Source organism: Mesorhizobium montanum (assembly GCF_033977145.1).
GTDB lineage: Bacteria > Pseudomonadota > Alphaproteobacteria > Rhizobiales > Rhizobiaceae > Mesorhizobium > Mesorhizobium montanum.
The window spans coordinates 280,349-291,620 of record NZ_JAVIJF010000007.1; the positions used below are offsets into that span (position 1 = coordinate 280,349).

At 64.1% G+C, this 11,272-nt stretch carries 13 protein-coding genes; 3 read left to right on the plus strand and 10 right to left on the minus strand.

Features of this window, described 5'->3' with window-relative positions; genetic code table 11:
- Nucleotides 1–28: 28 nt before the first annotated feature.
- Nucleotides 29–454: an OsmC family protein gene (locus tag RFM68_RS12300; RefSeq protein WP_140803685.1), complete on the plus strand. Its 426-nt coding sequence runs from the start codon at nt 29–31 to the stop codon at nt 452–454.
- Between the two features lie 177 nt (nt 455–631).
- Here the strand turns inward: RFM68_RS12300 and RFM68_RS12305 are convergent, their stop codons facing one another.
- The 8 genes from RFM68_RS12305 to RFM68_RS12340 all read right to left on the minus strand — a co-directional run bounded on the left by RFM68_RS12305 (nt 632) and on the right by RFM68_RS12340 (nt 6,718).
- On the minus strand, nt 632–1,258 hold the full coding sequence (locus RFM68_RS12305; RefSeq protein ID WP_320233240.1) for a YceH family protein: 627 nt from the start codon (nt 1,256–1,258) through the stop codon (nt 632–634).
- A complete protein-coding gene (locus tag RFM68_RS12310; protein ID WP_320233241.1) occupies nt 1,255–2,064 on the minus strand; it encodes a nucleotidyltransferase domain-containing protein in 810 nt (269 codons plus the stop codon). Before RFM68_RS12310 ends, RFM68_RS12305 begins: the two co-directional genes overlap by 4 nt.
- Nucleotides 2,065–2,071: 7 nt before the next feature.
- Nucleotides 2,072–2,851, minus strand: coding sequence for a succinate dehydrogenase iron-sulfur subunit (locus tag RFM68_RS12315; RefSeq protein WP_320233242.1), 780 nt, complete (start codon nt 2,849–2,851; stop codon nt 2,072–2,074).
- Complete coding sequence (locus RFM68_RS12320) at nt 2,851–3,285, minus strand: DUF3052 family protein (RefSeq protein WP_320233261.1); 435 nt, start codon at nt 3,283–3,285, stop codon at nt 2,851–2,853. Before RFM68_RS12320 ends, RFM68_RS12315 begins: the two co-directional genes overlap by 1 nt.
- Before the next feature lie 2 nt (nt 3,286–3,287).
- On the minus strand, nt 3,288–5,108 hold the full coding sequence (gene sdhA / locus RFM68_RS12325; RefSeq protein ID WP_320233243.1) for a succinate dehydrogenase flavoprotein subunit: 1,821 nt from the start codon (nt 5,106–5,108) through the stop codon (nt 3,288–3,290).
- A gap of 4 nt (nt 5,109–5,112) precedes the next feature.
- Nucleotides 5,113–5,511 (minus strand): succinate dehydrogenase, hydrophobic membrane anchor protein, encoded by a 399-nt coding sequence (sdhD, locus tag RFM68_RS12330; RefSeq protein WP_320233244.1) that lies wholly within the window; start codon nt 5,509–5,511, stop codon nt 5,113–5,115.
- A complete protein-coding gene (sdhC, locus tag RFM68_RS12335) occupies nt 5,508–5,933 on the minus strand; it encodes a succinate dehydrogenase, cytochrome b556 subunit (protein WP_320233245.1) in 426 nt (141 codons plus the stop codon). The genes sdhD and sdhC overlap by 4 nt, the downstream gene beginning before the upstream one ends.
- A 299-nt stretch (nt 5,934–6,232) precedes the next feature.
- Nucleotides 6,233–6,718: a hypothetical protein gene (locus RFM68_RS12340; RefSeq protein ID WP_320233246.1), complete on the minus strand. Its 486-nt coding sequence runs from the start codon at nt 6,716–6,718 to the stop codon at nt 6,233–6,235.
- A 327-nt stretch (nt 6,719–7,045) separates the two neighbouring features.
- Here RFM68_RS12340 and RFM68_RS12345 point away from each other — a divergent pair, with 327 nt between their 5' ends.
- Nucleotides 7,046–7,402, plus strand: coding sequence for a hypothetical protein (locus RFM68_RS12345; protein WP_320233247.1), 357 nt, complete (start codon nt 7,046–7,048; stop codon nt 7,400–7,402).
- A 106-nt stretch (nt 7,403–7,508) separates the two neighbouring features.
- Here RFM68_RS12345 and RFM68_RS12350 read toward each other — a convergent pair whose 3' ends face one another.
- Complete coding sequence (locus RFM68_RS12350; RefSeq protein WP_320233248.1) at nt 7,509–8,705, minus strand: GGDEF domain-containing protein; 1,197 nt, start codon at nt 8,703–8,705, stop codon at nt 7,509–7,511.
- 147 nt (nt 8,706–8,852) lie between these two features.
- On the opposite strand from RFM68_RS12350, the gene RFM68_RS12355 reads away from it, so the two are divergent.
- Nucleotides 8,853–9,167: a hypothetical protein gene (locus RFM68_RS12355; RefSeq protein ID WP_320233249.1), complete on the plus strand. Its 315-nt coding sequence runs from the start codon at nt 8,853–8,855 to the stop codon at nt 9,165–9,167.
- Between the two features lie 328 nt (nt 9,168–9,495).
- On the opposite strand, the gene leuC is transcribed toward RFM68_RS12355, so the two are convergent.
- Nucleotides 9,496–10,905, minus strand: a complete 1,410-nt coding sequence (leuC, locus tag RFM68_RS12360) for a 3-isopropylmalate dehydratase large subunit (RefSeq protein ID WP_320233250.1) — start codon at nt 10,903–10,905, stop codon at nt 9,496–9,498.
- Nucleotides 10,906–11,272: the final 367 nt, after the last annotated feature.

The following is an 11,272-nucleotide window of genomic DNA, read 5'->3' on the forward strand; positions in this document are numbered from 1 at the left end:
CGAGAACCCCGACACGCAGGAGGACTTCATGGACCGCACCGCAAACGCCGTCTGGAAAGGCAATCTGAAAGAGGGCAAGGGCACGCTGGATACGCAAAGCGGAACACTGAAGGGCACGCCATACTCCTTCAAGGCGCGTTTCGAGGACGAGAGCGGCAAATCCGGCACCAATCCGGAAGAGCTGATCGCCGCTGCCCATGCCGGCTGCTACGCCATGCAGCTGTCGCACTTCCTGGCCGAAAACGGCACCCCCGCCACCGAGCTCGATGCCAAGGCGGTGGTGACGCTGGTCCCCGGCACCGGCATCACCGGCAGCGCCATAACCCTGGTCGGCAAGGTGCCGGGCATCGACGCGGCGAAGTTCAAGGAACTGGCCGAGAAGGCCAAGGCCGAATGCCCGGTGTCGAAAGCGCTCGGCGCCATCAAGGTCTCGCTCGACGCAAGGCTGGGGTGATTCCATTTGGGAGGCAGCGATCCTTCGCGCCCCCCCTCTGGCCTGCCGGCCATCTCCCCCTCTTGGGGGGAGATTGGCAGCTCCAGCGCCGGCGCTCATCCCTCAAGGTCGGCGATTTGCGAAAGTCGGGGTGACAGAGGGGGGGCGCTGTCCCGCCAACGTTCCCAATTGGCGAACTTACCCGCCCAACGCCTCGATCTTCGCCCGCAACGCCGCGACCTCTTCCTCCAGCGCCTTGACCCGAGCCTCAAGATCGGAGTCCACCATGGCCGCCGGCTGCCACGGGGCCGCTACCGCAGTTGCCTCGACCGGCCCGCTCAGCAGATGGACATAGCGTTCCTCGCGCTGCCCGGGCGCGCGTTCGAGCAACTGGATCAGCGGCGGCCGGCGGCCGATCATCAGGTCGAGGTTGTCGCGAAACTCCTCGATCGAGGCAAAGCGCGCCATGCGTTCCGAACGGGCAAGCAGCTCATGTGCCGTTTGCGCGCCGCGCAGGAGCAGCAAGCCGATCACAGCGATCTGCGGCGTGGTCAGCGAAAAGCGCTGCGCCATCAGATGCTCGTAGCGCTCGACCCGCGAGGCAAAGGCCTGGCGCACCAACCCCTTCTGCTCCAGCGAGCTCAGCGCCCGCCCGATCTCGGTCAGCTCCAGCGCCATGACGGGTTCCCGCGCGGTCTTCTGGTTGGCGGCCTGATGCGCGCCGTTGAGCGTCAACGGATAGACGTCCGGCGTCAGCTCCTTCTTCTCGATCAGCGAGCCGAGGATACGGGCTTCGACGGCGGAGAGGATAGGAAGATCGGTCATTGGTTTTCTGCCTCCCTGCGATAGAAATCGGTCGCCAGGGTACGGTTGCGGGCCTGACGCGCCTCGTCCCGGACCGACCCGGCTAAGTTCATCTCGTGATGACCATAGCGCGCTTCGAGATAGCGCGCGATCTCGACCGGAATAGGCCCTGTGCCCAGTTCACGCGTTGCGCGCTTTTTGTCGATCAGCCGATTGATCTCGCTGGCTGCCGGTGCCGGAATCGCCATCTCGGCCAGGCAGTCGACCAAGTTCATCGGCGGCAGGCTGGTGAAATTGCGCTGCTCCATCCAGTCCAGCGCGACGACCGGCCGGATGAGGTAGAACAGTTTTTTCAACTTTACTTCGCCGGCGAAGCTTCCCGCCTTGGCAACGTGCGAGCGTGCAAGGCCGAGATAATGCCGCGAGACCCTCGCCGGATCGACGATCTCTGCCAACAGATCGAGCAGGCGCCGGCGGAAGCCGGCAACTTCCTCATAGACGATCGGCGACTTCGCCCACTCTACGATGACGGCGTTGCCGCCAAGGGCCAGAAGCAGCGCCTTGCGCAGATCCCAGCCGCCGGCATCGATCTCACCTTCGAGCGGAAACTCGAGCACGTCGCGCGGCTGCTCGAGCACGAGGTGATCGGCGACCGGGCGGACATAGACGAAGCGGCAATCGTAATCGCTGTCCGGCGAGGGGAAGCCCCAGGCGCGACTGCCGCTTTCGATGGCGAACAGGATTCTCGCACCCTGCGCGCGGGCCATATCCAGCCGCGCACGGATCGCCGCGACCGCGTCCGGCGCGAAGTCGGCGGGTAAGGACATTGCGGGGCTAGACGCGGCGCTCCACCATCATCTTCTTGATCTCCGCGATCGCCTTGGCGGGGTTGAGCCCCTTGGGGCAGGTCTGCGCGCAGTTCATGATGGTGTGGCAGCGATAGAGCCGGAACGGGTCTTCCAGATTGTCGAGCCGCTCGCCTGTCGCCTCGTCGCGGCTGTCGATCAGCCAGCGATAGGCCTGCAGCAGGGTGGCCGGGCCGAGATAGCGATCGCCGTTCCACCAGTAGCTCGGGCATGACGTCGAGCAGCAGGCGCATAGGATGCATTCGTAAAGCCCGTCGAGCTTCTCGCGGTCCTCGTGGCTCTGCAGCCATTCCTTGGCGGGCGTCGGCGAAACCGTCTTCAGCCAAGGCTCGATCGAGGCATGCTGGGCGTAGAAATTGGTGAGGTCGGGCACCAGGTCCTTGATCACCTGCATGTGCGGCAAGGGATAAACCTTTACGGCCCCGGAAATGTCGTCGCAGCCCTTGGTGCAGGCGAGCGTGTTGGAGCCGTCGATGTTCATGGCGCAGGAGCCGCAAATGCCTTCGCGGCAGGAGCGGCGCAGCGTCAGCGTCGGGTCGATCTTGTTCTTGATCCACAGCAGCGCGTCGAGAACCATCGGCCCGCAATCGTCCATGTCGACGAAATAGGTGTCCATGCGCGGGTTCTCGTCATCGTCCGGCGACCAGCGGTAGACGCGGTATTCGCGCAGGTTCGTCGCGCCCTCGGGCTTCGGCCAGGTCTTGCCCTGCTGGACCTTGGAATTCCTGGGGAGCGTGAGTTCGACCATTACCTGCGGTCCTTTCGGATGACGAGCTTCAGCCCGGACCAGATTTCGTTCACGGCGGCAACCTTGACGTCGACCAGGTCAAGCTTCAGCGCCTCTGACCGGACAACGTCCTCGGTGACATCGGTCGGCACCTTCGAGGCCTTCTTCGGCCAGGAGACCCAGATCATGCCGTCGCGCTTGATCGCCGTCTCGATGTGGGCCAAGCCATCCTCGATTTCGGCGCGCTGCCTGGTGAAGGCATGCACTGCGTCGTATTTCTGATTGCCCGAGATCGCTGACCACATGGATGGCCGATCGACGCCGGCAAAGGATACGGCTGTGGCCAAATCGTCGAGCTCTGGCGGCAGCGCGATGAAGGCGGCGACCATGCCGTCCTTCAGGCCGAGCTTGGCCGGAAGCGGCGTGCCGGAATATCCCGTATCCGCCAATGTTATCATCAATACACCCGCGCCTTAGGCGCAATCTTGGCGGGGTCGATGCCGCCATCCTTTTGCGCCAGCAGCAGTTCGGTGTGCACCGGACGGTAGGTCAGCGTCACATTGCCGTCCTCGCTGAGATGGGCCAGCGTATGCTTGCGCCAGTTGGCATCGTCGCGCTTTTCGAAATCCTCACGCGCATGTGCGCCACGGCTCTCCTTGCGCGCCGCGGCGCCGTGGACCGTGGTGATCGCGTTGGCCATTAGGTTTTCCAGCTCCAGCGTTTCGACGAGGTCTGAATTCCAGATCATCGAGCGGTCGGTGACCTTGATGTCCTTGAGCTCGCCCCAGATTTCCGAAATACGCTTGCAGCCATTGTCGAGCGATTCCTGGGTGCGGAACACCGCCGCGTCGTCCTGCATCGCCTTCTGCATCTTCTCCCGCAACACTGCCGTCGGCGTCGAGCCGTTGGCGTGCCGCAGTCGGTCGAAGCGGTCCATGATCTTCTCGACCGAAGCTTCGTTGGGCGACGGAATCGCCGACTTGCGGTCGATCACCTGGCCGGCTCGGATGGCCGCCGCGCGGCCGAACACGACGAGATCGATCAGCGAGTTCGAGCCAAGCCGGTTGGCGCCATGCACCGAGGCGCAGCCGGCCTCGCCGACCGCCATCAGGCCGGGCGACACGCGGTCGGGATTCTCGGCCGTCGGGATGAGCACCTCGCCCCAGTAATTGGTCGGCACGCCGCCCATATTGTAGTGGACCGTCGGCAGCACCGGGATCGGCTCCTTGGTGAGGTCGACGCCGGCAAAGATCTTGGCCGATTCCGAAATACCCGGCAGCCGCTCATGCAGCACCGCCGGATCGAGATGGTCGAGATGCAGGAAGATGTGGTCCTTCTTCGGCCCGACGCCGCGCCCCTCGCGGATCTCAAGCGTCATGCAGCGGGAGACCACGTCACGCGAGGCGAGGTCCTTGGCCGACGGCGCGTAGCGCTCCATGAAGCGCTCGCCCTCGGAATTGACCAGGTAGCCGCCCTCGCCGCGCGCGCCCTCGGTGATAAGGCACCCGGCGCCGTAGATGCCGGTCGGATGGAACTGCACGAATTCCATATCCTGCAATGGGAAGCCGGCTCTAGCTGCCATGCCGCCGCCGTCGCCGGTGCAGGTATGCGCCGAGGTGGCCGAGAAATAGGCGCGGCCATAGCCGCCGGTCGCCAGCACCACCATCTTGGCCGAGAAGCGGTGGATGGTGCCGTCGTCGAGGTTCCAGGCGACGACCCCGGTGCAGGTGCCATCCGGTTCCATGATCAGGTCGAGCGCGAAATACTCGATGAAGAACTGCGCGTTGTTCTTCAGCGACTGGCCGTAGAGCGTGTGCAGCATGGCATGGCCGGTGCGGTCGGCCGCGGCGCAGGTGCGCTGCACCGGCGGGCCTTCGCCGAAATTCATCATCATGCCGCCGAACGGCCGCTGGTAGATCTTGCCATCTTCCGTGCGCGAGAATGGCACGCCGTAATGTTCGAGCTCGTAGACCGCGGCGGGCGCCTGCTGGACCATGTATTCCTGCGCGTCGATGTCGCCGAGCCAGTCCGAACCCTTGACGGTGTCGAAGAGGTGCCATTGCCAGTTGTCCGGGCCCATATTGGCGAGCGAGGCGGCGATACCGCCCTGCGCGGCAACGGTGTGCGAGCGCGTCGGGAACACCTTGGTGATGCAGGCGGTGCGCAATCCCTGCTCGGCCATGCCGAGCGTGGCGCGCAATCCGGCGCCACCGGCACCGACGATCACCACATCGAATTTGTGGTCGACAAAAGTGTAGTTGCTTGCGTCCTTGGCCAAGGCCTCAGCCTCCGAATGCGAGTTTGAGCAGGGCAAACAACGACGCGACGCCGACTGCCACGCAAAAGAAGGTGTTGAGGGCGATCGCCGCGAGCTTCGGGCCTTTGCTGGCCACGTAATCCTCGATAATGGCCTGCATGCCGAGCCGCATGTGGTAGAGCCCGGAAATCAGCACCAGCGCCAGCACCATGGCCACGAAGGGGTTGGCGAGCGCCGCCCGCACTTCCGTGTAGCCGTGGCCGTTGACCGCGATGAGGAAACCCACGAAGAACAACAGCAGCGGGATGTTGGCGATCGCCGTCAGCCGCTGGCGCCAGAAATGCAGCGTGCCTTCACGTGCCGAGCCCAGCCCGCGCACCTTGCCGAGCGGCGTGCGCATATCGGTGTTGTTGCTGCCGCTCATACCAGGCCTCCCCGCGCCATGTAGCCGGCGATCCAGATCAAGAGGGTGAGCACGATCGAGCCGGCAAGCGTCGCCCAGGCGATCTTGGAAGCGGTATGCTTTTCCAGCCCCGCGCCCGTATCCCAGATCAGATGGCGCAACCCGCCCAGCATGTGGTGCATCAGCGCCCAGGTGTAGCCGAAGAGAATCAGCCGGCCGAGCCAGGAACCGAAAGCCCAGTCGACCCAGTCGAAAGCGGCCTGCGAGCTCGCAGCGGCGATCAGCCACGCTGCCACCAGCAGCGTGCCGAAATAAAGCGCGCCCCCGGTGATGCGATGGATGATCGACATCGTCATCGTGATCGGCGGCCGGTAGACGGTCAGATGCGGCGAGAGCGGCCGTTCACGTCTGGCAACTGCGCGGGTGGCTGGTGATTTGCTCATGGCTCCCCCAGGTCGGCATCCTGGAGCCGCGATGGAAACGCGGCGTTTGCCGCCCTCATATATGGCTCTGGACAGCCGGTTTTCTAATGCTCTTTTTGCACCGCGTCAAAGCCGGAAAATCGTTTTGGAAACATCATTTAGTCTGACAAATCGGCGCTCGCGCGCTTCAATCGATTAGCGGCTGTCTTGAAGCCGGCGCAGCGTCTGCTGCAGTGCGATATTCGTCTGGCGGACGACATTCCCGGGCGCGTCGCGATTCGGGTCAGGTTTGCAGGCCGGCCACCGAATATCGGCGCACCTCAGCGCCTGCAGGTTTGCGGCGTCGATCCCCTCTTCATCACCAGCGCCTCGCGTCCGTCGATCACGATCGCGTCATGCGTCGCAGCTTTCTGGTAGCGGCTGCTCTGGTTGGCGGGCGAGGCGGCGAAATCCTCGGTCGTGCCGTCCGGCCGGACCACCCGCAGCAACGAGCCGAGATTCTGGATGGTGATCAGGCCGCCATTGCCGCATCTGTAGGTGGCGCCGATACCGGATCGTGGCACGGTAAGGTCGGTAACGATCTTGGTAGCGGGTGGCGCAGGCGTTGTCTTGGCCGTTGCAGCTACCGGGGGCGTTGCAGGTATCGGCGGCGCCCCAACTGCGGCCGACTGCTGGGTTGGCGCAGGCGAGACCGCCGGCGGCGCGACATTGGCCGCCTTCGGTGCGTTGTCCTGGGGCACGCAGGCCGCGGCCGCGAGAAGCAGCGGGATGGTGATCGACACCCGAACCGTGTGGCCAAAACTCATGCGCTGCCCCTTTCGTGCGCGGCACGCTAACAGCAATTCCCGGAAAAGTGTGAAACGGTCAGGCTCGGCGCATTCACCGTAGCCTTCCGTCCGGAATCGCGTCGAACGCTCTAGCCACGCGCCGCCTCAAGATCAAGTTCACCCGGAGTCAGCCTCGGCTTCGCGCCTGCCCCGCAACGGGCAAGAACGCCCCCCTGAAATTAACCATGTTCGTTAAGAACCGGCGCCGAGGACCTTCCGCCTCTTAACAAAGGTTAAGAAAGAGTTAATTTCTGATTCGAATCGGATTCCGGACGCGATCCGTCGCGTCCATCAAGGGAGAGCGACATGCGTTTGAATTCAGTGCGGATAGTTCTCGCGGCCGCGGCCCTGGCGGCGCTTGCCGTGGCGATTGCCGCGCCGGCCGAAGCGGGACTGCGCCATCACGACCGTGTCTATGCCGATTCCTTCGGCAATCTCGTCATCGACAGCGCCGCCGGCTACAAGCGCATTATCGTTGGCGAGGGCAAGCTTGCCAAAAAGCTTTCCGAATACACCGGCGCCGGTCAGCCGGATGTCGTCTATGACGATACGGACGAGCCCGGTTCGCCGGGCTGCTACCAGCCGCCGGTGCTGGTGAAGGGCCGCTCCTATATGTACGGGCTTTCCGATGGCGAGATGCCCAATCTCAGCCCTTGCCGCTGAAAACCGGCGTCGGCGTGTGGCGGCGGCGCGCCGCGCCTGTTACGCGCATGCTGTCCTAGATCTTGGGTCAAGCCCGAGATGACGAAGTCGCGCGAGTCAGCTTGCCTCAGCCGAAGGCAAGCGGCTCGGCAGCGAAACTGGTCTCGGGCCTCTCATAAGACAGACGAACGCTGTCGCGGCCGTTCTTCTTGGCCTTGTAGAGCGCCTCGTCGGCGCGCCGCATCAACGGCATCAGCCCCTCCTTGCCGGAGCGGGCGGCAACGCCGAAGCTTGCGGTGACCCGGATGCCGGGCGGCAGGCCAACGACCGCGCCGGCCGAGTAGAAGCTGCGGATCGCTTCGGCAAAGAGCCTTGCCGAAGCAAGGTCGCTGAGCGGCAAAAGCACGGCGAACTCTTCGCCGCCGATGCGGCCGGCGGCCCCGCGCGCGCCGGTGGCGGAGCGCAGCTTGGCGGCGAAGTCGGCGATCACCCGGTCGCCGGCCTCATGCCCATACTGGTCGTTCAGCGCCTTGAAGTGATCGAGGTCGGCCAGCACCAGGGCGACGGGAAATCCGGCCTTGCCGCACTGCTCGAGCAGAAGGATCGCCCGCTCCTCGAAGCCACGGCGGTTGAGGATGCCCGAGAGCGGATCGGTGTGGGTCTCGGCCTTCAGCGCCCTCATCACGTCGAGCGCCGCGGCGGTGAACAGGCAAAGCGCGATCAGCAGCGACAAGAGCGCATGCGAAAGCAGCGCCGTCGTCCAGTAGGACGAGCCGTAGAAGCCGTCATAGCTTGGGAACGGCCCATGCGCGATGACGACGACCAGCGTGCGGGCAATGAAGTTCAGTCCCGAAAGCAGCGACAGCACGAACAGGATCTTTTCGGTCGGACCGTTGTTGCGCACCGTTCTGAGTTCCGCGGCGACCAGCAGGCTGAGCGCGCCGAAGCCGAAATTCATCCCAAGCACGCGCCAGGTGAGATCCGGCTGGACGAACATGAACCACACAAAGGCGGCGAGCCCGCCGCCGGTCACGATGCCGATGCCGACATAGGGCACGCGCCGCCCGTAGCGCGCGACGATCGCGCCGGAAAGGCAGCAGGCCGCGATCGTGAAGCAGATGTTGGAAACGAGCTTGGTCGCCGCCACGCCGACCGGAAGCGTGAAATATTGCAGCAGGAAACCCGGCGCCGACAGGCAGTAGCTCGCCGCCAGCACGGCCAGATACGGGCGGTGCCGCTGATAGGACCATAGCACGATGAACGCAGCGCCAAGCGCCAGCGCTATCGTCGGATTGAGCAGCGCTATGAGCAGACCGGTGTCCAAAGGACTGCGACTTTCCCCAACTTACCCAGGGGGAGATACTAGGACCCAAGCCCAAACAAGCGGTTAAGCACCGGGCGAAGCATTGGGAAAACGAGAGGAACCGGCTCGCGGACACAGCGTTGTCCGGCCACACAGGAGACGATTGAGATGGCCGACACGATCACTTTGACCGATCACGATGAAATCCGCTCCTGGGCGGCGGCGCGGGCCGGCTTTCCGGCCATTGTCGACGTGTCGCCCGAGGCCGGAACGCAGGCTATGTTACGGCTGGTTTTCGGCCAGCAGGCCTATGAGGACACCGACCGCCCGGAGCGTCCGATCAACGCCGGTGGGTACGAACTTGTCGAATGGGACGAATGGTTCAAGATCTTCGACGAGCGGAAGCTGGCATTGGTCGTCGCCGCCGACGAACCCGGCCGGCGCGAGGAGTTCCACGAGATCGTTCGCAGGCGAGAGCGCTAGCGCGGAAGTATTGAACAGTCAGCTATGTCTGCGGTGGCAGGTCACATGCCTTGGAGATTGGCGAAAACGCCTAGCCCGTCGTCATCCACGGGCGGAGCAAGGAGCGAAGCGACGCGGCGCAGACCCGAGGATCCATGCCGCGAGGCAAGAGCGCGGCTGCGGTGCAGAATTCTGCTCCGCTGCAACCTCGATCAAGGTCGCGGCATGGATCCCAGGGTCTCCGCGACGGAGCTGCGCTCCTGCTTCGCCCTAGGATGACGACGCCGGGGAGGATTCAGCTAATCCCCAGCGCATGCGCTCCGGGCCTCTCTTGTTTCCAAACCGGTTGTTATTTCCAGTCGCGGATGTCGACGAAATGGCCGGCGATCGCCGCCGCCGCCGCCATGGCCGGCGAGACCAGGTGGGTGCGGCCCTTGAAACCTTGCCGGCCCTCGAAATTGCGATTCGAGGTCGACGCGCAGCGCTCATGCGGTTTCAGCCGGTCGTCGTTCATGGCCAGGCACATCGAGCAACCCGGTTCGCGCCAGTCGAAGCCGGCGGCGAGGAAGATCTTGTCCAGCCCCTCGGCCTCGGCCTGCTCCTTGACCAGGCCGGAGCCCGGCACGATCATGGCGTTGACGCGCGGATTGACTTTTCTGCCCTCGACCACCTTGGCGGCGGCGCGCAGATCCTCGATGCGGCCATTGGTGCAGGAGCCGATGAACACGCGGTCGAGCGCGATGTCGGTGATCCTGGTTCCCGGAGTCAGCCCCATATAGTCGAGCGCACGGATTTTCGAGCTGCGCTTGTTCTCGTCGGCGATCTCTTGCGGATCGGGCACAATCCCCTGCACCGAGACGACGTCCTCGGGCGAGGAGCCCCAGGAGACGATCGGCGGCAGTTTCGCCGCGTCGAGCACGATCACCTTGTCGAAATGCGCGCCCTCGTCGGACTGCAGCGTCTTCCAATAGGCAAGCGCTGCGTCCCAGGCAGCGCCCTTCGGCGCGCGCGGCTTGTCCTTGACATAGGCGAAGGTGGTCTCGTCCGGCGCGATCAGGCCGGCACGCGCCCCGCCTTCGATCGACATGTTGCAGATCGTCATGCGGCCTTCCATCGACAGCGCACGGATCGCCTCGCCGGCATATTCGATGACGTAGCCGGTGCCGCCGGCGGTGCCGATCTCGCCGATGATGGCAAGGATGATGTCCTTGGCGGTGACGCCTTCCGGCAGTTGGCCGTCGACGCGCACCAGCATGTTCTTGGCCTTGCGCTGGATCAGTGTCTGGGTGGCCAGCACATGCTCGACCTCGGACGTGCCGATGCCGTGCGCCAATGCACCAAAGGCACCGTGCGTGGAGGTGTGGCTGTCGCCGCAGACAATCGTCATGCCGGGCAGCGTAAAACCCTGTTCCGGTCCGATGATGTGGACGATGCCCTGGCGGATATCGTTTTCGGAATAGTACTCGATGCCGAAATCCCTGGCGTTCCTGGCCAGCGCCTCGACCTGGATGCGGCTTTCCTCGTTCTTGATGCCGAACTTGCGCTCGGGCGAGGTCGACACGTTGTGGTCGACCACGGCCAGCGTCTTTTCAGGATGGCGAACCTTTCGGCCGCTCATGCGCAGGCCCTCGAAGGCCTGTGGGCTGGTGACTTCGTGGACGAGGTGACGGTCGATATAGAGCAGGCATGTGCCGTCGTCCTGGCGGTCGACCGTGTGGTCGTCGAAGATCTTGTCGTAGAGGGTGCGCGGTGCGCTCATGTGCGTAAATCCGTCGATATGAGAACAGGAAGAGGGAGCGCCGGCATTCCGGCGCCACGACTGCGATCAGTCGGCTCAGCTAAGTCGGCTGGTGGGCGCGCCACAAACCCGCGCGGCAAATCGCGACGGCAGGCGCTTTCTGTCCTGCAGCACGAAACCCTTATAGGCCGGATCGCTGAAAAGCTTTTCCATGGCGGGGTAAATAGCAATGTTTTGGCATTTCGGCAATTAGCACGACGCTCCCTTCTCCCCTTGTGGGCTAGCGTGCGCACACATTTGCTTCGTGTTTGATGTCAAGGGGATGTCGCGTTGGCTGTGTTGGGGGTTGAAGGGCTGGAATCGTATGTGATTCTGTAGTTGCCATTGT